Here is a 22,614-nt window from a genome sequence, read left to right as displayed (position 1 = left end):
GTCCGCGGACCGGCCGCTGGCAGACTGACACCCATGCGTGAGCCCTCACCCGAGATCGAGCCGAGGTTCGAGCCCGGGGACGAGGGGAGCGAGTTCGACCGGGCGCTCTCCGCGCCCGAGCTGCTCGAAGGGTGGACGATCGGCAATGCCGTCAACGGCGGGTTCGCGATGGCGCGGCTGGCGGCCGGACTGCATCCGTTGCTGGATGCGGACGGGGGCCATCCCGACTGTCTCGCGCTGTCCGCCTACTTCCTGTCGGCGGCCCGCCCCGGCCCGTATGCGGTGGAGCCCGACGTCGTGAGAATCGGGCGGACCATCTCCACCGGACAGGTCTCGCTCTGGCAGGAGGACGATGGCGCCCGGGTCGAGCGCATTCGCGCCCTCGCGACGTTCGGCGATCTCGCCGCGATGTCGGACCCGGTCCGGCGACAGGCGCCTCCGCCCCGGATGCCCCCACCGCACGAGTGCGTCGGACTCGACGACGTCCCCGGCGAGAGCCCGGTGCCGTTCCCGCCGCTGATGCACCGCGTCGAGCTCAGGCTCGATCCGGCGACGGCCATGTGGGCCGTGGGGCAGCCGTCCCGTCAGGGGCGCATGCGGGGCTGGGTCAGGTTCGCCGACGGTCGCCCTGCGGATCCGCTGTCACTGCTCTTCTTCCTCGACGCGCTACCCCCGGTGGCCTTCGATCTGGGACTCATGGGCTGGGCGCCGACGCTCGAGTTCAGTGGGCACGTGCGGGCGGCTCCGGCTCCCGGATGGCTGCAGGTCGAGCTCGCGACCGACAACTTCGCGGCCACCCTGCTCGAGGAGGATGCCAGGATCTGGGACTCCACCGGCCGTCTGGTCGCCCAGTCACGCCAGCTCGCGGCGGTCCGGATCCCGAAATCGTGACGGATTCGGCGACCGACTGACGCGCGGCCGGCGCCGATCGGTGCCACGGTAGAGACATGACAGTCGCGGTCGCCTATGCGGGAGGACCGTCGAGCCGGGCCGCCGTGCGACTCGCAGTCGAGGAGGCCAGGCGTCGACGGATGACCCTCGTCGTCATCCACACCACGCCCGAACAGGACTACGAGGCCCCGAGATATGCCGGCCCGGAGACCCTCGAGGAGCTCGAGGCCTACCTGCGGGGCACGGGCGTCAACTTCGTCATCCGCCGTCCTGTCGCCCCCGACGTCGCCGAAGGCGTCCTCGACGAGGCCCAGCGGGTCCGGGCCTGCGTCCTCGTCGTCGGCCTGCGACGTCGGTCGGCCGTGGGCAAGGTCCTCCTCGGCAGCATCGCCCAGAAGATCGTCCTGGACGCGCCCATCCCGGTGCTGGCGGTTCCGCCGGCGCTGGTCGAGGGCTGAGCCGGCTGCCGCTCGTCGGCGCTCACCTGAGCGACTGCAGCTCGACGCCTTCGGGAGTGTGCAGCCGGGCCAGGATCTTGGCGGTCCCGACCGGAATGCGGTCCGGCGTTCGGAGGGACACGACGACGGCTGTGACGAATGCCGCTGGGATGCACCATGCTGCGGGCTGGGCGAGCACCGTGGCGAGCCAGCCGGGGTCGGGCCGCAGCACGACGGTCACGATGGTCGCCGTCGTGGCGAGGCCGCCGCCCACGACGAGACCGGCGAAGGCGCCGGGGACCGACAGCCGTCGCCACCACACGCCGAGTAGGAGCAGGGGCGCGAACGTGGAGGCGGCGATGGCGAACGCCAGATTGACGGTCCGGGCCAGACCCAACGGCGCCGTGAGCACCGATCCGAGGAAGGGCACGACGACTGCGACCACGGTGGCGAGCCGGAAGCTCTGGATGACGCCGCTGTCGCCGGCGGTCACGCGGGCCAGGGCCGGGCGGAGGACGTCCTGGCCGATCACTCCGGCGATCGAGATGACGAGCCCCGATGCGGTTGAGAGGAAGGCGGCGAACGCGCCGCCCGCGAGGATGGCGGCGAGGATCTGGCCGGTCAGGCCGGGGAACGCTGCCTTCGGCAGCTCGAGCACGATCTGGTCCACGGGGATCTCGGCGAGATGAGGTGGCAGGTAGACGCGGCCGAGGACCCCGTAGATCGGCGGAAAGAGATAGAACAGGCCGATCAGGCCGATGACGACGACAGTCGTGCGTCGGGCCGCGCGACCGTCGGGGTTCGTGTAGAAGCGGACCAGCACGTGCGGCAGCCCCATCGTTCCCAGACAGAGGGCGAGGAGCGTGCTGTACGTCGAGTAGAGCGGGTACGGATCGTCCGGGAAGTTGGTCAGCGGCTCGTACCAGGCGCTGAGATCGGCGTCGGGGCCGGCGACCTCGAGCGGGCCAGGAGCCCCCTGTGAGGTCCAGAGCCAGAGCAGCACGAAGGCGGGGATCGCCAGGGCGCACAGCTTGAGCCAGTACTGCATCGCCTGGACCAGGGTGATCGACCTCATCCCACCCGCTGCGACACCGAGGACGACGGTGACGACGACGACCGCGGCGCCGACCCAGGTCGGCCATCCGGTGACCGACCGAAGTGCCAGGCCCGCTCCCTGGAACTGAGGGAGCAGGTACAGCCATCCGATGCCGACGACGAGCAGGGCCGCCATCCGCCGGATGGCGGAGGACTGCATCCGCATCTCCGCGAAGTCGGGGATCGTGTAGGCACCGGACCGGCGCAACGGCGCGGCCACGAGCACGAGCAGGACGACGTAGCCGGACGTGTAGCCGACGGGGAACCACAGGGAGTCGAAGCCCCGCTCGTAGATCAGACCCGCGACCCCGAGGAAGCTCGCGGCCGAGAGGTACTCGCCACTGATCGCGCTCGCGTTGCGGGTCGGGCTGACCAGTCGCGAAGCGACGTAGAAGTCACTCGTGGTCCGGGACAGTCGCAGTCCGAACGCGCCGACCGCCAGGGTGACGACACAGACGAGGACGATGGCGGCGACCGAGAACGCGTCGAAGTCGTCGTTCGTCATGACAGCCGCTTGACGAAGTCGGTGAAGGTGCTCTCCAGCCGGGTCGCCCGCCGCACGTAGGACGCGGCCACGATGACGGTGACGGGGTACACGAGCACGCCGATCAGCAGCCACGCGACGGGCAGTCCGAAGAGTCGCAGGTCCCGGGCGTCGGGCACGAGCCAGAAGAAGAGTGGCAGCCCGCCGAGGCCCGCGACTCCGAAGGCGATGATGGTCGCCGCCAGGCGGAACTGGGCCCGCATCAGCCCACGGAGGTAGACCTCCCCGAGGACCGTCTGCTCGTCGAGCTCGGTCTCGAGCGGCCGCCGGGCGGGTGCACGCGAAGTCCGGCGTGAGCTCGTCACCCGGACCCGCTCTGGGGTCCCCTCCGGGGAGGGCGTCTCGCGCATACCCGATCGACCTCGGCTCAGCGCTCGGCGACGCGCGGCTTCAGCAGGCGCTCTCGGAGGTCGCGGGTGTGCCGGCGGCTCACCTGCAGCTCGGTGTCCCCGATCACGACGACGAACCGACCCCGCTCGAGCCGGACCTCGCTGATGTGCGCCGTCGACACCAGGGTCGAGCGGTGGATCCGGACGAAGCCGGCGGACTCCCACCGCTCCTCGAGCGTGTTGAGAGGGATCCGCACCAGGTGGGATCCGCCCGCCGTGTGCAGCCGGGCGTAGTCGCCCTGCGCCAGCGCGTATCTGATGTCGCTGCGGTTGATGAACCGGGTGACGCCGCCGAGCTCGACGGGGATGGTCTCGTCCTCGACCGGCGTCGGGGCCGCATCACCGCCCCGGAGCTGGCCGACCACCCGGCGGATGGCCTCGGTCAGTCGTTCCGCCCGCACCGGCTTCATGACGTAGTCCGTGGCATTGACCGCGAAGGCGTCGACGGCATGCTCGTCGTAGGCCGTCACGAAGACGATCTGGGGCCGCTCGGCGAAGCGCGCGATGACGCGAGCCAGCTCCATACCGTCGAGGCCGGGCATGTTGATGTCCGAAAGCACCACGTCGATCCGCTCCGACTCCAGGGCCCGGAGCGCATCCATCCCGCTCGAGGCCGTGAGGATCCGCCCGATCCGCTCGTCCCGTTCCAGCAGGAAGCGCATCTCCGCGAGAGCCGGTGCCTCGTCGTCGACGATCAGGGCGGTGAGCGGGTCGAACGTGCCTCCCCCATCGGCGTCGATTGCGGGCATGCGCCTCACCTTACGACGCTTGCGCCGCCCTGGTGGAGGGACGGGGCGAACTTCGGCACCCGGAACGAGACCTTCGTCCCGGCACCCGGTGCGGTCTCGATGACGAGGCCGTACTCGTCCCCGTAGACCTGACGGAGACGCGCGTCGACGTTGCCCAGCCCGACGTTCTCGCCGTCGGCCCCTCCGTCCAGCGCTGCGCGCACTCGCTCGGGATCTGCGCCGACCCCGTCGTCCTCGATGACGATCTCCGCCTCGGCGCCCAGGTCGCGGGCCTCGAGGGTCAACGTGCCCGGTGTCGTCTTGCCGGCGAGACCGTGGCGGACCGCGTTCTCGACCAGCGGTTGAACGGCGAGGTACGGAACCTGGACCGGGAGCACCTCAGGGGCGATCAGCAGGGACACCGAGAGCCGGTCGCCGAAGCGCGCCTGCTCGAGGACGAGGTACCTCTCGACGTTGCGCAGCTCCTCGGAGAGGGTCGTGAACGCACCCCCGGTACGCAGCGCATACCGGGTGAAGTCGGCGAACTCGAGCAGCAGCTCGCGCGCGCGTTCGGGGTCGGTCCGAACGAACGACGCGATCGCCGCCAGGGAGTTGTAGACGAAGTGCGGACTGATCTGTGCGCGCAGCGCGCGCAACTCGGCCTCCATGGCCCGCGTCCGCTCCCGACCGAGCTCCGCCAGCTGCAGCTGTGACGAGGCCCACCCAGCGATCTCCTCGGTCGCGCGGGCCAGCCCGGCCGAGCTCTCGGGGGCGTATGCGGCAAGGGCACCCACGACGAGGTCGTCGACGACCAGGGGCGCGACGACGGCGGACCTGATCGGGCATTCGAGGTCGTCACAGCTCAGGCGTCCGGTGGGGATGACAACGGTCTGACCGTCCCGGATGACCGATGCCGTGTGCTCTCGGACCTCCTCGCGGTGATGCTCTCCGGCGCCGACCCAGGCGAGGGTTCGGGGCACACCCTGCACCGCGACGGCTGATGCATGGAGCATGTCGAGAAGGTGGCGGGCCGCGCGCGTGGCGCCATCCTCGGTGAGTCCCTCACGCAGCGGCTTGGCGGCGAGGGACACCGTGTGCAGGGTCTCGTAGGTGGCTCGGTCGACGTCGGAGAGGAATCCGTGCGTGCGTTCCCGATGACGCCGCCAAAGCATCCAGCCGGCAGCGATGAGGATTGCCGCGACGAGGACGACGACCGCCGTCGGGGGATGCAGCCCGCCCGAGACCATGTGGCCCTCCGCCCTGTCGCGTCCGGTCGGCGCTCCGGGTCCGATGGGCGGACGCGCTCCGCCGGAGCCGGTGATGACGACACGATACTGAGTCGTTCCATGCTGGGCCGTTCCGTCCTGAGTGGCGGCGCGGATGCTCGCAGCCACCCGAACCGGGTGATGGATCCCGAATGCGGCGCGGACATCCTCATGGTCATGTCCGCCGACTCCACTCTCGTCGTCCGCCGCACCGCCTGGGACGTGATCCTCGGCATCCTCGTCGTCATCGCCGGCATCATCCTGCTCACCAATGTCGTCGTCGCAACAGCAGTGTCGGTGCTCTTCCTGGGTTGGATGGCGCTCATCGCGGGACTCGTCCTGGTCGTCGCAGCGTTCTTCCGGCTGCGCTCGGGGGGCTTCTGGTCCGCGGCGCTCGGTGGTGCCATCCTCGCCGTCCTCGGACTGTTCCTCCTGCGCAACCCGGCCGTCGGTGCGCTCAGCCTGACTCTCATGGCCGGTGCGCTGTTCTTCGCCTCCGGGCTCACCCGCGTCGTCGCTGCGAGCCAGGCCTCGGAGTCGCGCTGGCTGCTGATCATCTCGGGGCTGATCTCGGTCGCGCTCGGCCTCTGGGTGCTGTTCAACCTCGGCACCGCCACGCTGACCCTCCTGGGCGCTCTGGTGGCGATCCAGACGCTCATCGAGGGAATCACCCTCATCGCCGTCGGTCGGCTCCGACCTGCCCAGGCCGCCTGAGGCAGTTCACGAGTTCGGGTGGGCGCGGCCGCTGACCGGCTTTTCCGTTCCCTGCCCCGCGTCAGCCGGTCGGGCCAGGATCGTGTCGGGGATAGCGTGGAGACGTGTCCGACCTCTCCGACGTTCCCCCCGCCGCCGCCGCGCTGAGCCGGATGGCCGACTGGCCCGAGGTCAGGACGGCCATCGGGGAGGTGCGCGAGGCCATGACGGCTTTGCGCTGGCACCAGGCGTTGCGGCGCCGCATTCCCGAGGCCGCCGCCGAGTCTCGGGTGCGTGGCGCCCAGGCCAGTGGAGAGCTGGAGGGGGCCCGATTGCCGGTGGACATGGTGCGCGAGCTCATGGCGGGCGTGAGAGCGTGGCCGACCGAGCCGGACCCGGTCGAACAGGTCATGCGTGGGGTGGTCACCGCTACAGCAGCCACCGAAGAGGTGCGCACGACGGTCCTCGGTGCTCCTGCGCAGGCGCTGGCGCGCCTTCACGTCGCGGCCGTGGGTGGCCGGGTCCCAGCCGATGCGGTCGGGCGGCCCAGGCTCGCCGGGGAGGGTAGTGACGAGCTCGTCGACGTGGGTCCGCCTGCCGACGCCCTGGGCGTGCGGGATCGCCTCAGCATGCTGTCGGACGTCCTCCGGGGCCATGCCGACGTGCCGGGGGCCCTGGTCGCGGCGGTCGCGCACGCCGAAGTGGCCACGCTGCGACCGTTCACGCACGGCAACGGCGTGGTGGCCCGCGCGCTGGAGCGCTCGCTCGTGCAGGCGACCGGCCTGGACCCCACCGGCGTGGCCGTGACGGAGCTAGGACACTTTCGGCAGGGGCTGCCCGCGTATGTGGGCGCCCTGACCGCCTACGCGACGGGCTCGCGCGACGGCGTTCGGCTCTGGATCGAGCACTGCTGCGCTGCGCTCGTCAGCTCGGCAGAGGAGGGTCGGCTGGTCGCCGACGCGGTTCTCGCCGGCCGGCTGCCAGGAGCGCCCGCGGGGCTCTGACGCATTCCTGATGGTCCGTGAGGACAACCTGGCGTCCATCAGGATTCGTTATCTATCGGCCATCCAGTGGTGAGTCTGCGGATTCCACGGAAGACGTCCTCGCAGGTCAGGAATCGGCGGGCGGACTTCGCTAAGCCTGCGGAATCCGCGTACCTGCGGGTATTCAGCGTCTTCCTCGGGTTCCGTGTTGCGTCAACCAGTCGTTATGCCGCAAGATGGAGCCACTCGCTCCCCGCAAGGGTCGCAGCGAACGACGCACCGGCCTCTCCCCCCCGGGGCCTGGCGCGTCGACGGCCCCGGTTGTCCCCCCGACCGGGGCCGTCCCCTTTCCCGGGGTCGCACGCTCCCCCGGAGTGGGTTCCGTCCCCGCTCGGGTGGGCCCGCCCCCGACCGGGGCCGTCCCCTTTCCCGGGGTCGCACGCTCCCCCGGAGTAGGTTCCGTCCCCGCTCGGGTGGGCCCGCCCCCGACCGGGGCCGTCCCCTTTCCCGGGTCGCATTCCCGGTCTTCATCCACATCTCTCGCACTGGCCGGGCGCGTCGTCCCCAAGGCCGCGGTTGATCCTCGCGGTGGTGCACCCCTGTAGGCACGGTTGAGGCCATGGGAGTGACGATCGGCGTGACCGGAGCATCCGGGGGGCTTGGCGCCTCGACCCTCGTGGCGACGCTCGCCATGCGGGCACACGCGGTGCTTCAGTCGTGCCGCGTCAGGGTCGGAGTCGATCTCGACCCGCGTGGCGGACTGGAGACAACCATGTGCCTTGAGCATCTCGGTGGGATGCGATGGCCCGACATCGAGGACGCAGCCTGGTCCCCACCGGTCCCAGCAGGCCCGGTGCGGGTGGCATCCCTGCCGGGAGCGGATGACGTCCACGTCCTGAGCGGCGCCGGAACACGACCCCCAGAGTGGCGACTCGTCGACGATGTCCTCGAGACCGTTGGCGCTGCCGCCGACGTCGTGGTCGTCGACTGCGGTCCGCGCCCGCCGGTGCACCTGCTGGCCCGCGTCGACCTCATCGTCGTCCTGGCCCGCACGACGGCGCGGGGTGCGGCCGACCTCGCCGCGCTTCTCGACTCCGCTCCTCTCGGCCGGACCACTCCGGTACTGGTCACCCGCGCGCCCGGCCGGGACCGGCACGGCGCGGCCCTCGGCGCAGAGCTGCGTCTGCCGTTCCTCGCTCACCTGCCCGATGATTCCGCCGTGCTCCGCCACGAGCGCGAAGGCGTTCCGCCCGGTGTCCTTCGGTGCGCGGTGGACACCATCGCTGACGAGGTGCTGGCATTCGCTCGGCCGGCGCCACCTCCGGCGGTCCCTCGGGTGGTCGCCACCGGCTTGGGCCGTGCGCGCGCCTGATGGACCGCATGCTCCGGGAGCTGACGGCGGATGCATCCGTCACGGACGTCCTGATCAACGGCGACGGCACGATCTGGGTCGACCGGGGAGCCCGGCTGGAACGCGCCCCGCAGAGTCTGCCCGATCCCGACGCCGTCCGCCGGCTCGCCGTGCGTCTGGCAGCCGCTGCGGACCGCCGGCTCGACGACTCCCTCCCCTACGCGGACGGTCAGTTGCCCGGCGGCCTCCGGCTGCACGCGGTGCTCGCACCCGTGGCCTGCGACGGTGCGCACATCTCTCTGCGAGTCGCCCGTCGACGACCGTTCACCCTGGCCGACCTGGAGGCAGCGGGCTCGATCACCGGCGCCGACGCTGCGCGTCTGCGGTCCCTCGTCGTATCGCGTCGGACGATCCTCGTGACCGGAGGCACGGGATCGGGCAAGACGACCCTCCTCGGCGCACTGCTGGACAGTGTCGCGCCGCGCGAGCGGATCGTGCTCGTCGAGGACGTCGCCGAGCTCGTTCCGGCGCATCCGCATGTGGTTCGGCTCCAGTCGCGTCACCGCAACGTCGAGGGGGCAGGAGAGGTGACCATGGCCGATCTCGTCCGCCAGGCGATGCGCATGCGGCCGGATCGCATCGTCGTCGGGGAGGTCAGGGGGGCCGAGGTGATCGACCTGTTCCGCGCCTTGAACACCGGGCACGAGGGCGGGTTCGCGACGGTCCATGCCAACTCGGCCGCTGACGTCATGGCCAGGCTCGAGGCCCTCGGAACGCTCGCAGGCTTGTCGCCCGCAGCCGTCCGCACCCAGGCTGTGGCCGCCATCGACGTGGTCGTCCACCTCGAGCGGACCGACGGACGTCGTCGCGTGTCCGAGATCGTGGCCTGGCCGCTCGGGACGCGGACCAAGCACCGTGACCGCGCCGGGCCCACTGAGCCGGGTAGGAGGTCATGAGCATCGCTCGCTCGTCGTGGCGACTTGCACCGGCCCAGGACCCCGGTGAGGCGCTCGCCGACGCCTTGGAGGTCGTGGGGTCGGCGCTGCGCGCAGGTCTGTCGCCCAGCGGGGCCCTCGACCTCATGGCGCACGCCACAGCGTGGGGAGCGGGCGAAGGCGACCGTGTCGACGCAGTCCATGACCGCATGCGCGCTGGTAGACCGACGGTTGAGGCGTGGTGCCGTCCGGAGGATCGCGGTGCCGCGGCCGAGTCCTACCGCGCCGTCGGCGGGCTCTGGGACCTCGCCCTGCGCACCGGCGGGCCGCTGGCCGATGCCGTCGACGGCATCGCCGCGCACTTGCGGGAGGAGGCCCGCCTGCGGGGGCGGCTCGAGGGTCTCGCGGCGGGCCCTCGCACGTCCCGGCGGCTGCTCACTGCGCTTCCCCTCGCCGGGCCCGTCCTTGCCGTCGTCATCGGCGCCGATCCGCAGGAGATGTACGCCTCCTCGATCCCGGGAGCGGCGTCGGTCCTGACCGGGATGGTCCTGACCCTGGCCGGATGGTGGTGGACTCGCGCGATGGTCGACCGGGCCACGCGGCCGCGGCCGTACCCCGCTCACGCGGGTCAGCGATGACGAGACTCGTCCTCGGTCTGATGCTCCTCGTTGCCGGCACCGCCCTATGGCCGGGGGGCGCACGAGCCCCGAGGGCGGGTCGGATGACCTGGGAGGGTTCGCACCGGAGCTGGCGACGGCATCGACAGGGTGATGGGGCCGCGACCGACGTCGCCCTGGCCGCTCAGCTCCTCGTCGTCGCACTCCGGACCGGACTCCCGGTCGTGGCCGCCCTCGAACGAGTGGCGGAGCACTCGGGCCCGCAGGTAGCAGCCGACCTGCACCGCGTCCTGCGAGGTTACGGCCACAATCCGGATGAGCCGGCGCTCGCGTGGGCCTCGGCACCGGATATCTGGCGACCGGTGTGCACTGCCCTCACCGTCGCGGCGCAGGCCGGCGTGCATCCGGGGCCGCTGTTGGCAACGGCGGCACGAGACATGCTGCGGCGTGAGGGTGAGGCGCACGAGGCGGCCATCGGGCGCGTGAGCGTCCGCCTCGTCCTTCCCCTGGGGCTGGTGCTACTTCCGGCCTTCATGTGCACGACGGTCCTTCCTCTCGTTCTGGTCATGACCCGACGACAGCTCACCGGCTGACCCGTGGATGCACATCGACCCCGTCCCTCGGGGGTGTCGCCCACAGCGCCGTTCTGCGCACCTCCCGGCCACCGGCCACCGGTCGCAGCATGGTCCTACGGCGGTCCACATCGGGTGGAGCACCCGTCGTCGACGGAAGGACGGACATGACGAAACATCTGAGACGGGGCCGGCGGATACCCCTCCACGAGCCCGATCGGAACAGGCCCGACGGGGCGCCGGCTTCGGCAGGCGAGGTGGGAATGACGACGGCGGAGTACGCCGTCGGGACCATGGCGGCGGTGGCTTTCGCGGTGGCGCTGCTCGGAGTCGTCCGCTCGGACGCGGTCACGTCGGCGCTCACCGGGATCATCACGACCGCGCTGTCGGCGGCGTCGTGACTCGCGAGGACGGGCGGGACCAGGAGTCGTCCTCGCAGGCTGGTGGTCGGCGCCTCGAGACAGGCATGGCCACGGCCGAGCTGGCTGTCGGCCTCGTCTCACTCCTGCTCGTCCTCGCCGTCGTCCTGGCCGGGCTCCGCGCGGGCATGGACCGCGCCGGGGCGACCTCGGTCGCAGGGCTGGTGGCCAGAGAGGCTGCCCACAGCGGCGCGGCGGGCGCGGAACGGCTCTGGGCCGACGTGCAGCCGCGACTGCCCGCGGGATCATCGATGAGCGTCGGGGACGCGTCTGGGCTGGTCGTCGTGCGGGTCAGCGTTCCGGTTCGCGCCGGTCTGGCAGGGCACGTCCTGCCGGATCGCGTGACCGTCGAGGCAGTGGCTCGGGACGAGCGATCATGACCCTCCTCCGAGCGATGTCGGCATGGTGGGCGCTGTCCTCGGCGCGGAGAGCGGAGCGTGGATCGGCCACCCCGATGATCCTCGCAGCGTGCCTCGTCGTCATCGTTCTCGGGTGCGCCGGCAGTCTGGCCGTCAGCGCTGCCGTCGCATCCTCTCGGGCGCAGGTCGCGGCGGATCTGAGCGCCGTTGCCGGAGCCGGCGCGATGGTCGCTGCGCTCGAGGAGGGCCGCCCCAGGGTCGGCTCTGAAGGCGCGTGCGGTGCCGCAGCCGCCGTCGCCCAGCACAACGGAGGCGCCCTGACCGGCTGCGAGATCGACCGGGCCGTCAACCTCACGGTCGAGGTGACCGTGATCCCCACCATCGGGGCGTCCTGGTCGCCCGGGCCGGGTCGGGCCGTGGCCCGGGCCCGAGCCGGTCCCCAGCCTGCGAGCGGCGCGCACGACCGACATGGGCCCGGTGCGGCGGTCGCCGGCCGGGAGACTGGAGCGGAGTGAGATGTCGAGTCGGCGATCGAGGTCGCGGGTCTGCCGCTCATACGGACCGAGGGGGCAGGGCACGTCGGCGTCCTTCCTCGGGGAGGGTGTCAGGACTCTGTTTCGAGGCTGCGCCCGGTGTCGTCGCACGGCAGCGGAACCGTCGGGTACTCAGCGCGATAATCCTCGAGCAGGTCCCCGGATACGCGGGTGATATCTCGTGGTGGCAGGGCGATCGCGCCGTCGTAGGGCCGGTCCATGTCCGCCATGACGGCGAGGAACAGAGTGAAGACGCTCCCCAGGGTGATCAGCACTCCGAGCTGGACGCGCCGGCGGACGTTGGGGAGGGTGAAGGTGGCGAGTGCGAACAGCCCTGCTGAGGCAGTCACGACGAGCAGGATCTTCAGGGGCGTCGGAATGGCGGGATTGGCCTCCGTGAGCCGTTTCGAGCGCGCTTCTCCGCGGTCGCGGTCCGCCGTGAGGATGGCGGACAGGACAGGTGTCGGGACGGTCTCGGCGGCGACCAGGTCGCTGACGCCGCCCCTGATGCTCGCCGTCCACGGCGACACCTCCGGCGCCGTCCTCGAGTCGGCCATCGTGTCCCACTCGTACGAGCTCACGGCGAGCGCGTAGCACGTCATGGCGCCATCAGCTGCTGACGTTGGGGCTCTGACGCGAGCTGGGCCATCTCGAACTGGTGGTCGACCTTGCGCGCCTCCTCGCTGGCGCTGAACTGGGCGCGCTGGAACGACCCGAAGATCGTCACGAGGGTGAAGGCCAGCAGGAGCACGGTGAGCGAGACCAGCGGCCCGACGAGCGCCTCGAGCTTGACACCTTGGACCTCGGTCGTGGCGAACGGTCGCACGAACCGGTTGGCGAACATCCCCGCCACGATGGCGATGGACAGGCTGGCCACGATGACGATGAAGATGGGGTCCATGGGCGTCTCCCGAAGGCGTGGTGAATGCCAGTGGCGGAGAATCTAATGTTTGTGCACCCCGCCACGGTGCGTCACCGCTCCGGTGCCCGGAACTTCGTGGAGGTCGCCGGCGTCCTAATCCACGTGCGGACCATGACCATCGGCGCGACGATCCTCACCGTGATGATCGCCGCCCTCACCGCATCAGGGTGCGGTGCGGGTGACGGGTCGTCGAGCTCGCCGTCCTCCCCACCGATTCTGTCGGACACCACGGGAGACGCGCCGTTCTACCTCGAGAGCGTCAGTGTCCGAGTGGCCGAGTCCTTCCCGGTCCAGCTGTTCCTGGACGTCGCCGGGAGCACCCCGACCCCGTGCCATTCGGTCGCCTACGCGGTGGAGAAGGAGGATGCGAGGATCGACGTCACCATTACCTCGCAGTCGGCTGGGCAGTCCTGCACCCAGGTCCTCGACCCTCGTCAGTTCGTGGTCCCGCTCGGTCCGTCAGACCTGCCGGTGACGGTCGACGTCAACGAAGGCGAGTACACCGAGACAGTCCGACCGTGACTGTGCCTCGTCGTCTCTCGCGAGCCGCGAGCCGCGAGTCGCAAGGTGTCGCGAAGGAAGACGTCTCATCCGAAGGTGTGCGGTAGACGGCCTCGGTCACCGGGGAGGCGGCTCCGTACCGTCGGTGGGCCGGGGGGCGGACTCTGCCGGGCGGGACGTGACCGGCTGGGTCGGCGCGCCCGGCGCCGAGGAAGGGGCGGAACCCTCGTCCACCTTGTGCTCGGCGACCTCCGCTCGTTTGCGCGCCTCGCTCGTCGAGATCCGCTGCTCGGCGAGCCGGGCCTCGGTCTCCCGAACCTGACGCTCGCGCTCGCGCAGCTCGCGCTCCCACTTCGCCTGGTTCTCCTTCTCGCGCGCGGCCCGGTCGAGCTCGGCCTGTCGGGCGGCCTCCTTGGCCTCCCGGCTCTTGCGCACCCGCCGCCTCGTCCCGATCCGGACCAAGGCCCATCCCCACCACAGGAGCGTCATCGCGACCGCGCCGGCGATGACGAGCGCGAGCGGTGACATCGAGTACGACTGGTTGAGCACTTCGAGCTGGATCGGATCGAGGGCCGAGGTTCCGACGAACAGGAACAACGCACCCGCGAGCGCGAGCACGATCAAGATCAGACCCAGGATGATCATGGCCGGTGCTTCCCCCTGACGGTTGAGCGGAGCCGTCCGGAGCGTCAACGGACGTTGCGGAGGGCGTGGTCCCTCCCAATCTAACCGCGATGTGGAGTCCACGCCGGACAACACGAACATGCCGCGTCGGTCCGCCAGGTGTCGCTCTCGGCCCACCTGGCTGCCTACGTCCCGGCAGAACCACTCACACTCCGTCGGCGAGGGCGGACCGCAGCAGGGCACACGCGCGGACCTTGTCGAGCGGCTCGTTTCCGTTGCCGCACTTGGGCGACTGAACGCACGAGGGACAGCCTCGCTCGCATGCGCATTCCTGCACGCGGGTCGCCGTCGCTGTCAGCCATGCCCGCCACTGCCCGAAGGCCTGCTCGCTGAACCCGGCGCCACCCGGGTAACCGTCGTAGATCATGATCGTCGGGGCGCCGGTGTCGGGGTGGAGGTCGGTCGAGACGCCGCCGATGTCCCACCGGTCGCAGGTCGCCATGAGGGGCAGCATGCCGATCGCCGCGTGTTCGGCCGCGTGTGCCGCACCGGGGATGTGCTCGGCGACCACACCCACGGCGGCGAGCGATTCCTCGCTCTGGGTCCACCAGACCGCCATCGTCTCCAGGGCCCGCTCGGGCAGATCCAGGCCGTGCTGCCCGATCACCTCACCGCTGGGCAACCGGCGCACGAACGACGTCACCTGTCCCGTGACCCGGACTGCTCCGTACGACACCTCGGCCCCGGCATACCGGATCGTCCTGTCGCGGCGCACGATCCGGAACTCGCTGCGCGCCTGCGCCGTCGTCGACCACCCGGGGTCGCCCCGCACGACCGTCGCCACGCCGGCGTCGAGGTCGAGCTCGGTCACGACATAGCTGTCGCCCTGGTGGACGTGCACCGCGCCCGTGTGGACCTGCTGATGCGCACTCGCCTCGTCGATCGTCCCGACAACCCGCCCGGTGCCTCGCTCGACGATCGAGACGACGGCGGCCACGCCGCGCAGTGAGACGTGGTCGGTCGCCCGGTCCTCGCGGGCCCAGTACCAGCCGGTCGGCCGCCGGCGGAGGATCCCGGCGCGGGTCAGCCGGTCGACCACATCGCGTGCATGCGGTCCGAAGAGATCGAAGTCGGGGTCGGTCAGCGGGACCTCGGCAGCGGCCGCAGCGAGGTGCGGCGCGAGCACCCGCGGGTTGCCCGGATCCATGACGGTGTGCTCGACGGGCTCCCCGAACACCGCGCGGGGGTGCCGGATCAGGTAGGCGTCGAGCGGGTCGTCGGCGGCCACGAACACCCCGAGGGCGGGCCGCGCTGCACGGCCCGCGCGACCCCACTGCTGCCACAACGAGGCCCGCCGACCGGGCCAACCGGCGACGACCACCGCGTCCAGGCCGGCGACGTCGACGCCCAGCTCGAGGGCGTTGGTGGCCGCCAGGCCGCGGATCTGGCCGGAACGGACCTCACGCTCGAGCTCGCGACGCTCCTGCGGCAGGTAACCACCGCGGTACGCCGCAACCGGCGGCGGGGTGCCGTCGGGAGACAGGACCTGTCGCCCGGCCAGCCGCCGCCGGGTCGAGGTGGCCAGTGCCTCGACCCCCGCCCGGGACCGGGCGAAGGAGACCGTCTGCGCACCGGTCTCGACGAGGTCGGCCATCAGCGCGGCCGCCTCGGTCGTCGCCGAGACGCGGGCGCCGGACTCGTCGTCGGTCTTCGGCTCCCACAGCACCGCGGTCATGGCCGCCCGGGGCGAGCCGTCGGTCGTCACGGCCGTCATCGGCCGGCCGATGAGAGCCTCACCGTGCTCTGCCGGGTCGGCGACCGTCGCCGACGCCAGCACGAAGGTTGGGTCGACCCCGTAGCGTGCGCACACCCGGCGCAGCCGACGCAGCACGGCGGACACGTGCGAGCCGAACACCCCGCGATAGACGTGGCACTCGTCGACGACGACGAAGCGCAGGGCCCGCAGGAACCGGGACCACTGCCGATGGCGCGGCAGCATCGAGTGGTGGACCAGGTCGGGGTTGGAGAGGATGAGGTGGGCGTGGTCCCTGGCCCACCGCCGCTCCTCCGTCGGGGTGTCGCCGTCGTAGGTCGCGGCCCGGACCCCCGGCACCGCAAGGGTCGTCAGGCGTGTCAGCTGGTCGGCCGCCAGAGCCTTGGTCGGGGAGAGGTAGAGCGCTGTCGCACCCCGCCCCGTCGGGCTCGCGAACCCCTCGACCACGGCCGAGAGGGTCGGGACGAGGTAGACCAGACTCTTCCCCGAGGCCGTGCCGGTCGAGACGACGACGTCGTGCCCCGAGTGGGCCAGGTCCATCCCCTCCCGCTGGTGCGACCACAGAGTGCGCAGTCCCGCTCCGGCGAGCGCCGCATACACCTCCGGCGCGACCCACTCGGGCCACTCGGCGAGGGATCCGGGACGCTCCGGGAGCTGCTCGACGTGGGTGACGCGCTCCGGGCCGTGCCGGTCGGTCAGCAGACGCAGCCACGCCTGCGGGTCATGTCCCGCACTCAGGTCGAGCCCAGCGCTCAGGTCGGGAGACGCGTTCAGGTCAGCCGCCGGACGAGAGGGAGGGGCAGGTGCCGCATCGCGGTGCCCATCGGCTTCCACGGCCAAGACGGGACCCGGGCATGGGCCGTGCGCTTCTCGATCGCCGCGACCATCGCCGCGACACCCGTCTCCGTGTCGACCATGAACGGCGTGTTCTTCACGTGTTCGTTCATCTCGGAGCGAATGTAGCCGGGGTAGAGGACCGAGACGTCGATGTCGAGGTCCGGCTTGCCCACCATCTCGTGACGGATCCCCTCCGTGAGGGCCGCAACGCCCGCCTTGGTCGCCGCGTAGGTCGTCATCGCCCCCGGCATCCCGCGGAAGGCGGACATCGACGAGATCATCACGAGGTGGCCGTAGCGCTGCTCGCGGAAGATCTCCATCGCGGCCTCGCACTGCGCGAGGGCGGCGACGAAGTTCGTCATCGCCGTCGCCTTGTTGGCGTCGTAGCGGCCCTTGCCGATGGGCGCACCCTTCCCCAGTCCGGCGTTGACCACTACCCGGTCGATCGTGCCGAACTCGTCCCGGAACGCGCGGAAGACGCGGAAGACGGCCTCGTCGTCGGTCACGTCGAGGGCGGCGATCGAGACCGTGCGCTCCGGGTATGCGGTGGTGATCTCCGTCCGCAGCTCCTCCAGACGCTCGGTCCGGCGCGCGCACAATCCAAGGTCCTCGCCCCGTGCGGCGAGCTGGCGGGCCATCTCGGAGCCGAGACCGGAACTGGCTCCGGTGATGAGGGTCGTCGTCATGGCTGCTCCTGGGCGGTGGTGTCGGCGGCCGTCGTCGGGCCGCGTCTTTGGGTGGAGGGGCTTCCCTCGATACCGTAAGCGTTCGAGCAGACGAACCCTTCCCTAGGAGCGAGCGCGTGCAGGTCACGGTCACGACGTCCCAGCACGACGGAGTCTTCATCCTCGGCCTCGGTGGCGACATCGACGTCGCGAGCGCGGTGACGGTGCGCGATGCGCTCGACCGGGTGATCGCTGCCGGACACCACCGCATCGTGCTCGACCTGGGTGAGGTGCGTTTCCTCGACTCCACCGGACTCGGCGTGATGGTCGGCAGGCTCAAGGCCGTGCGTGACCTCGGGGGTGACATGCACCTGGTGTGCAGCTCGGCGCGGATCGCGCGGGTGCTCGCGATCACCAGCCTCGACGAGGTGTTCCCGATCCACGAGTCAGTCGACGACGCGGTGGCCGCCCTCATCGACTGATCGGGTCGATCGATCGGGCCTTCTCCCGTCCACGTGATGGCCTTCACAGGCCGACGACAGGACGTGTGACCGGCGGCACAGGTAGGGTCGCTCGCGGCGACGTGCGGCACACACTGGCTGCGGTCGCCCTCTCTCGTACCCGTCAAGGAGGATGGAATGGTCAGCCTCGCGCTGCCGGCCGTCGATGCGAATCTCACGCTGAGCGGTCTCAACTACACGCTGGTCGTCGTCGTCGGCGCCATTTCGCTCATCGCGCTCGTGATGGGCTTCGTCTTCCGGCAACAGGTGCTGTCCGCCGACTCGGGGACCGACAACATGCGCGAGATCGCCGGAGCGGTGGAGGAGGGCGCGCAGGCGTACCTGGCCCGCCAGTTCAAGACCCTCGGCGGCTTCGTCGTGCTCGTCTTCTTCCTGCTGCTCGCCCTCCCGGCCGACGGCGCGGGGGTGCTGTGGGGCCGGTCGGTCTTCTTCGTCGTCGGGGCCCTGTTCTCGGCGTCGATCGGCTACCTCGGCATGAGCCTCGCGGTCAAGGCCAACGTCCGGGTCGCCGCCGCCGCGCGCGTCGGGGACCAGGAGGCCGGCATGCGGATCGCGTTCCGCACCGGCGGCGTCGTCGGGATGGCGACGGTCGGCCTCGGTCTGCTCGGTGCCTCGATCGTCGTGCTCCTGTACCAGGGCGACGCCCCCAAGGTGCTCGAAGGCTTCGGATTCGGCGCGGCGCTCCTCGCGATGTTCATGCGGGTGGGCGGCGGCATCTTCACCAAGGCTGCCGACGTCGGAGCCGACCTCGTGGGCAAGGTCGAGGCGGGGATCCCCGAGGACGACCCGCGCAACGCGGCCACCATCGCGGACAACGTGGGGGACAACGTCGGCGACTGCGCGGGGATGGCCGCGGACCTGTTCGAGTCCTACGCGGTCATGCTCGTTGCGGCACTCATCCTGGGGTCGGTCGCCTTCGGCACCTACGGCCTGGTCTTCCCTCTGATCGTCCCCGCGATCGGCGCCGTCACGGCCCTGATCGGTGTCTACATCACCAGGACCCGTCCGGGAGAGAACGCCCTGAAGGCGATCAACCGGGGCTTCTACATCTCGGCGCTCATCTCCGCGGTGCTCTCCGCCATCGCGGCCTACACATACCTCCCGGCCACCTTCGCCGAGCTCGGCGCGACCAACGAGACCGTGTCGGCCCTGGACGGTGACCCGCGACTGATCGCGCTCGCGGCGGTCGTCATCGGCATCGTGCTCGCCGGCATCATCCTCTGGTTGACCGGCTACTTCACCGGCACGGACAAGCGCCCGACGCTCGACGTCGCCCGCACCACGCTCACCGGCCCGGCCACGGTCGTGCTGTCCGGCATCGGTGTCGGCCTCGAGTCGGCCGTGTACACCGCCGCGATCATCGGTGGCGCCGTCTACCTCGCCTTCCTCCTGGGGGGTGGCTCGACGGCGCTCGCGCTCTTCCTCGTGGCGCTCGCCGGCTGCGGTCTGCTCACGACGGTCGGCGTCATCGTGGCGATGGACACCTTCGGCCCCGTCTCCGACAACGCCCAGGGCATCGCCGAGATGTCCGGGGACGTCGACGGAGACGGCGCCCAGATCCTCACCGACCTCGACGCGGTGGGCAACACCACCAAGGCCATCACCAAGGGCATCGCCATCGCCACGGCGGTGCTGGCCGCCACAGCGCTGTTCGGCTCGTACACCGATGCGTGGCAGTCCGCGGTGCGGGACACGGACACCAGCGGGGTGACGCAGGAGCAGGGCCAGGCTTTCATCTCCGATGCGCTCGGCGTCATCACCACCCCGAACATCCTCGTCGGCCTGCTCCTGGGAGCGGCGGTCGTGTTCCTGTTCTCCGGTCTGGCCATCAACGCGGTCACCCGGGCTGCCGGAGCGATCGTGTTCGAGGTCCGGCGCCAGTTCCGGGAGCACCCCGGGATCATGGACTACTCGGAGAAGCCGGACTACGCCAAGGTCGTCGACATCTGCACCAAGGACTCACTGCGCGAGCTCGCCACCCCCGGTCTGCTCGCGGTGCTCTCGCCCATCGCGGTCGGCTTCGGCCTCGGCATCGGCCCGCTCGCCGGCTTCCTCGCCGGTGCGATCGGCGCCGGAGCCCTGATGGCGGTGTTCCTGGCCAACTCCGGTGGGTCGTGGGACAACGCGAAGAAGATCGTCGAGGACGGACACCACGGCGGCAAGGGCTCGGAGGCGCATGCGGCCGCGGTCATCGGCGACACCGTCGGCGACCCGTTCAAGGACACCGCCGGCCCGGCGATCAACCCTCTCCTGAAGGTCATGAACCTCGTCTCGGTGCTCATCGCCCCGGCCATTGTGGGACTCTCGATCGGTGCCAACGAGAGCGCTCCATTCCGCTACGGCATCGCGGCGGTCGCCTTCGTCATCATCGTGGCGGCCGTCGCCTATTCCAAAAGTAAGGACCTGGCCATCGGAACCGACGCCGACCCCGACGCCGCGATAGGGATGGCGCATCACCCCGAGCAGATCCACTGACGCCAGGCGGATCCGCGTGCCGATGCCGGCACGCCCCACCGCGGCCCGGGAGAGACGATCTCTCCCGGGCCGCGGTGCGTCCGGCGTCGGCAGGCGGGCGTGCCTGGGCGGGCGTCGGAGAGCGAAGGAGCCGTGGGACGACCCACTAGGCTCGTGGCATTATGCGGACCCAGCTGCCGGTCGTCGACGCCGACCTCCTCGCCCTGCTGCGGGCGGACCTCGTCGCCGCCCGTTACACCGTCCCCGGCGTGGCCGAGGTGCTCGGCCCGATGGCGGGCGCGGCCCTGGCCCGGGAACATCCGTTGGCGGCCGAGCAGGTGACCGCGACCTCGACCGATCCCTGCGCAGCCCTCATCCGGCTGTTCGCCCTGGGCGCTCCCGTCGACCTGCGTGACGTCCAGGCGGCGCTCCCCAGCGTGGGCATCGACGGGGTCGCCGCTCTTTGCCTGGTCCGTCAGGAGGGCGACGGCCTCGTCGCCACCTGCGACCTGCGTCCGTATGCGGCGGACGACAGCGCCTGGTGGGTCGCCTCCGACCGTTCCGAGCTCGCGACCGGCGCCCCCCTGACACCGGACCACGTCCTCGGCATCGGCGGCGCGTCCACGACGCTGGCGACGTGGACGCCGAGAACACGCGTCCGGCGGGCCCTCGACGTCGGGACCGGGTCCGGGGTGCAGGCTCTGCATCTGTCGCAGGACGCCGACGAAGTCGTGGTGACGGACCTGTCCGAGCGGGCCCTCGCATACGCCGCCTTCAACGCAGCTCTCAACGGGGTGACCTGGGACATCCGGCGCGGCTCGATGCTCGAGCCGGTCCGGGGCGAGACCTTCGACCTCATCGTCAGCAACCCGCCCTTCGTCATCACCCCCCGCGACGGGTCGATGCCGCTGTTCGAGTACCGGGACGCCGGTGCCGCCGGTGACGCCGTGGTCGCCGACCTCGTGCGCGGCCTCGGGGAGCACCTCGCGCCCGGCGGTGTCGCCCAGCTGCTCGGCAACTGGGAGATTCGGCGGGGGACGGACTGGCGGGACCGGGTGGGTGCCTGGGTCGCGGACAGCGGCCTGGACGCGTTGGTGGTCCAACGCGAGGTCCAGGACCCCGCGCAGTACGCCGAGACGTGGGCCCACGACAGCGGGCACCGACCGGGGACCGCGGAGTACCAGTCGATGTACAACGCCTGGCTGGCCGACTTCGCCTCGCGCGACGTCGAGTCCGTCGGGTTCGGGATCATCACGCTGCACCGACCTGCCGAGGACCGGGAGCCGTTCGTCGACCTCATGGATGTGCGGGGTCCGGTGGGGGAGGCGATGGGGACGACCGTCGCGGTGGGGCTGGCCGCCCGCGAGCGACTGGCCGGGATGAGTGATGACGATGTGCTCGACGAGACCTGGGTCGCCGCGCCCGACGTCACCCTGGAGCACCACCTCGTGCCGGGGTCCTCCGAACCGCGGGCCGTGACGGTCGTGCAGGGCGGTGGCCTGCGGCTGAGGGTGCCCCTCGGCACCGGAGCAGCGGCCTACCTCGGGGTCGCCGACGGGTCTCTCACGCCCCGGCAGGCGCTCGTCGCGGTCGCCTCCCTCATCGAGGAGGACCCGGCCGAGGTCATCTCGGCGACAGTGCCGACGATCCGCTACCTCGTCGCGAACGGACTGCTCGTCAGCTGAGCTGCCACGACCGCTTCGAGAGGCCGAACCAGAATCCCTCGACGGTCGTCGTCGCCTCGATCGAGCCGGCGGCGTCGGCCGCGCCGACGGCGACATAGAGCGGCGCCCAGTGCTCGGTGCGTGGGTGGGCGACGTGGGCGGCCGGCGCCCGCTCCTCGAAGTTCACGAGGCTGTCCAGGTCGCCCGCCGACATGGTCTCGGCAGCCCAATGGTCGAACTCCGAGCTCGCCGAGGGCGGCGGTGCGTCGGCACCGGCCCGCGGGTCGAACCACCGCAGGTTGTGGGTCGTGAAGCCGGAGCCGACGATGAGGGTGCCTTCATCCCGCAGGGGCGCCAGGCGGCGGCCGAGGTCAACGAGCCGCTGCGGATCCAGCGTCGGAAGCGAGAGCTGGAGGACGGGGACGTCGGCCTCCGGGAACATCTCGACGAGGGGCACGTAGGCGCCGTGGTCGAGGCCGCGGCTCTCGTCCCGGCGGACCGTCTCGCCGGTCGCGCCGAGCAGCCGCTCTACCGAGGACGCCAGTTCGGGAGCGCCGGGGGCGTCGTACGTGACCTCGTAGTACTTCTGCGGGAAGCCCCAGAAGTCGTAGACGAGGGGCACCCCGCCCCTGGTGGCGGACACCGAGACCGGCTCGTCCTCCCAGTGCGCGGAGATCATCAGCACATTGCGGGGCGTGCCGTGGGTCCCCGTCAGCGCGGCCGACCAGCCGCGCAGCTCCCGGGTCCAGCGGGCGTCATCGGCGAGCGGCGGTGCGCCGTGGCTGAGATAGAGGATCGGCATGGTCGCCATCGGGCACTCCTGACGGTCGTGGTGTCGCGT

At 71.1% G+C, this 22,614-nt stretch carries 25 protein-coding genes; 15 read left to right on the top strand and 10 right to left on the bottom strand.

Annotated features, from left to right (window positions below; all coding sequences use genetic code 11):
• Window positions 1-33 precede the first annotated feature (33 nt).
• A complete protein-coding gene (locus GA707_RS03345; protein WP_193315136.1) occupies window positions 34-891 on the top strand; it encodes a thioesterase family protein in 858 nt (285 codons plus the stop codon).
• A 56-nt stretch (window positions 892-947) separates the two neighbouring features.
• Window positions 948-1,349, top strand: coding sequence for a universal stress protein (locus tag GA707_RS03340; protein WP_152176950.1), 402 nt, complete (start codon window positions 948-950; stop codon window positions 1,347-1,349).
• Between the two features lie 22 nt (window positions 1,350-1,371).
• Here GA707_RS03340 and GA707_RS03335 read toward each other — a convergent pair whose 3' ends face one another.
• Genes GA707_RS03335 through GA707_RS03320 form a run of 4 tightly spaced genes read right to left on the bottom strand, consistent with a single transcriptional unit; the run spans window position 1,372 to window position 5,331 of the window.
• Complete coding sequence (locus tag GA707_RS03335) at window positions 1,372-2,928, bottom strand: cation acetate symporter (protein ID WP_152176949.1); 1,557 nt, start codon at window positions 2,926-2,928, stop codon at window positions 1,372-1,374.
• Window positions 2,925-3,317 (bottom strand): hypothetical protein, encoded by a 393-nt coding sequence (locus tag GA707_RS03330; RefSeq protein ID WP_152176948.1) that lies wholly within the window; start codon window positions 3,315-3,317, stop codon window positions 2,925-2,927. The genes GA707_RS03335 and GA707_RS03330 overlap by 4 nt, the downstream gene beginning before the upstream one ends.
• Before the next feature lie 17 nt (window positions 3,318-3,334).
• Window positions 3,335-4,105: a LytTR family DNA-binding domain-containing protein gene (locus GA707_RS03325; RefSeq protein WP_152176947.1), complete on the bottom strand. Its 771-nt coding sequence runs from the start codon at window positions 4,103-4,105 to the stop codon at window positions 3,335-3,337.
• Window positions 4,106-4,110: 5 nt separating this feature from the next.
• Window positions 4,111-5,331 (bottom strand): histidine kinase, encoded by a 1,221-nt coding sequence (locus GA707_RS03320; RefSeq protein ID WP_193315155.1) that lies wholly within the window; start codon window positions 5,329-5,331, stop codon window positions 4,111-4,113.
• Between the two features lie 195 nt (window positions 5,332-5,526).
• Here GA707_RS03320 and GA707_RS03315 point away from each other — a divergent pair, with 195 nt between their 5' ends.
• The 9 genes from GA707_RS03315 (at window position 5,527) to GA707_RS03275 (ending at window position 11,793) form a co-directional block, all read left to right on the top strand.
• Entirely contained in the window at window positions 5,527-6,063 is a 537-nt protein-coding gene (locus GA707_RS03315) for an HdeD family acid-resistance protein (RefSeq protein ID WP_152176946.1), read from the top strand.
• A gap of 104 nt (window positions 6,064-6,167) precedes the next feature.
• On the top strand, window positions 6,168-7,046 hold the full coding sequence (locus GA707_RS03310; RefSeq protein ID WP_226963491.1) for a hypothetical protein: 879 nt from the start codon (window positions 6,168-6,170) through the stop codon (window positions 7,044-7,046).
• Between the two features lie 598 nt (window positions 7,047-7,644).
• Window positions 7,645-8,397 carry a hypothetical protein gene (locus GA707_RS03305; protein WP_152176945.1) on the top strand — a complete coding sequence of 251 codons (753 nt, stop codon included), beginning with the start codon at window positions 7,645-7,647 and terminating at the stop codon, window positions 8,395-8,397.
• Window positions 8,397-9,332 (top strand): TadA family conjugal transfer-associated ATPase, encoded by a 936-nt coding sequence (locus GA707_RS03300; RefSeq protein WP_152176944.1) that lies wholly within the window; start codon window positions 8,397-8,399, stop codon window positions 9,330-9,332. The genes GA707_RS03305 and GA707_RS03300 overlap by 1 nt, the downstream gene beginning before the upstream one ends.
• Complete coding sequence (locus tag GA707_RS03295) at window positions 9,329-9,949, top strand: type II secretion system F family protein (RefSeq protein WP_152176943.1); 621 nt, start codon at window positions 9,329-9,331, stop codon at window positions 9,947-9,949. The genes GA707_RS03300 and GA707_RS03295 overlap by 4 nt, the downstream gene beginning before the upstream one ends.
• On the top strand, window positions 9,946-10,521 hold the full coding sequence (locus GA707_RS03290) for a type II secretion system F family protein (protein WP_193315135.1): 576 nt from the start codon (window positions 9,946-9,948) through the stop codon (window positions 10,519-10,521). Before GA707_RS03295 ends, GA707_RS03290 begins: the two co-directional genes overlap by 4 nt.
• Before the next feature lie 89 nt (window positions 10,522-10,610).
• On the top strand, window positions 10,611-10,901 hold the full coding sequence (locus GA707_RS03285; protein WP_370459980.1) for a DUF4244 domain-containing protein: 291 nt from the start codon (window positions 10,611-10,613) through the stop codon (window positions 10,899-10,901).
• Entirely contained in the window at window positions 10,898-11,299 is a 402-nt protein-coding gene (locus GA707_RS03280; RefSeq protein WP_152176940.1) for a hypothetical protein, read from the top strand. Before GA707_RS03285 ends, GA707_RS03280 begins: the two co-directional genes overlap by 4 nt.
• Entirely contained in the window at window positions 11,296-11,793 is a 498-nt protein-coding gene (locus GA707_RS03275; protein WP_152176939.1) for an Rv3654c family TadE-like protein, read from the top strand. The genes GA707_RS03280 and GA707_RS03275 overlap by 4 nt, the downstream gene beginning before the upstream one ends.
• An 89-nt stretch (window positions 11,794-11,882) precedes the next feature.
• On the opposite strand, the gene GA707_RS03270 is transcribed toward GA707_RS03275, so the two are convergent.
• Window positions 11,883-12,413 carry a hypothetical protein gene (locus tag GA707_RS03270; protein ID WP_193315134.1) on the bottom strand — a complete coding sequence of 177 codons (531 nt, stop codon included), beginning with the start codon at window positions 12,411-12,413 and terminating at the stop codon, window positions 11,883-11,885.
• Window positions 12,410-12,712, bottom strand: coding sequence for a hypothetical protein (locus GA707_RS03265; protein ID WP_152176937.1), 303 nt, complete (start codon window positions 12,710-12,712; stop codon window positions 12,410-12,412). The genes GA707_RS03270 and GA707_RS03265 overlap by 4 nt, the downstream gene beginning before the upstream one ends.
• A gap of 51 nt (window positions 12,713-12,763) precedes the next feature.
• Between GA707_RS03265 and GA707_RS03260 the strand changes: the two genes are divergently transcribed.
• Window positions 12,764-13,255, top strand: coding sequence for a hypothetical protein (locus GA707_RS03260; protein ID WP_152176936.1), 492 nt, complete (start codon window positions 12,764-12,766; stop codon window positions 13,253-13,255).
• Between the two features lie 96 nt (window positions 13,256-13,351).
• Here GA707_RS03260 and GA707_RS03255 read toward each other — a convergent pair whose 3' ends face one another.
• The 3 genes from GA707_RS03255 to GA707_RS03245 form a co-directional block, all read right to left on the bottom strand.
• A complete protein-coding gene (locus tag GA707_RS03255) occupies window positions 13,352-13,879 on the bottom strand; it encodes a stage II sporulation protein M (RefSeq protein WP_152176935.1) in 528 nt (175 codons plus the stop codon).
• Window positions 13,880-14,063: 184 nt separating this feature from the next.
• Entirely contained in the window at window positions 14,064-16,466 is a 2,403-nt protein-coding gene (locus GA707_RS03250) for a DEAD/DEAH box helicase (protein WP_370459979.1), read from the bottom strand.
• Window positions 16,403-17,155: an SDR family oxidoreductase gene (locus GA707_RS03245; RefSeq protein ID WP_152176934.1), complete on the bottom strand. Its 753-nt coding sequence runs from the start codon at window positions 17,153-17,155 to the stop codon at window positions 16,403-16,405. Before GA707_RS03245 ends, GA707_RS03250 begins: the two co-directional genes overlap by 64 nt.
• Before the next feature lie 116 nt (window positions 17,156-17,271).
• On the opposite strand from GA707_RS03245, the gene GA707_RS03240 reads away from it, so the two are divergent.
• From GA707_RS03240 to GA707_RS03230, 3 genes are all read left to right on the top strand, one after another.
• Window positions 17,272-17,616: an STAS domain-containing protein gene (locus tag GA707_RS03240; RefSeq protein WP_152176933.1), complete on the top strand. Its 345-nt coding sequence runs from the start codon at window positions 17,272-17,274 to the stop codon at window positions 17,614-17,616.
• 156 nt (window positions 17,617-17,772) lie between these two features.
• Complete coding sequence (locus GA707_RS03235) at window positions 17,773-20,130, top strand: sodium-translocating pyrophosphatase (protein ID WP_152176932.1); 2,358 nt, start codon at window positions 17,773-17,775, stop codon at window positions 20,128-20,130.
• 161 nt (window positions 20,131-20,291) lie between these two features.
• Entirely contained in the window at window positions 20,292-21,794 is a 1,503-nt protein-coding gene (locus GA707_RS03230) for a methyltransferase (RefSeq protein ID WP_152176931.1), read from the top strand.
• Here GA707_RS03230 and GA707_RS03225 read toward each other — a convergent pair.
• Window positions 21,787-22,584 carry a dioxygenase gene (locus tag GA707_RS03225; RefSeq protein ID WP_152176930.1) on the bottom strand — a complete coding sequence of 266 codons (798 nt, stop codon included), beginning with the start codon at window positions 22,582-22,584 and terminating at the stop codon, window positions 21,787-21,789. The genes GA707_RS03230 and GA707_RS03225 overlap by 8 nt on opposite strands.
• Window positions 22,585-22,614: the final 30 nt, after the last annotated feature.

It is taken from the genome of Nostocoides sp. F2B08 (assembly GCF_009184895.1).
In the GTDB taxonomy this organism is placed as follows: domain Bacteria; phylum Actinomycetota; class Actinomycetes; order Actinomycetales; family Dermatophilaceae; genus F2B08.
This window is presented reverse-complemented; position numbering and strand designations above follow the sequence as displayed.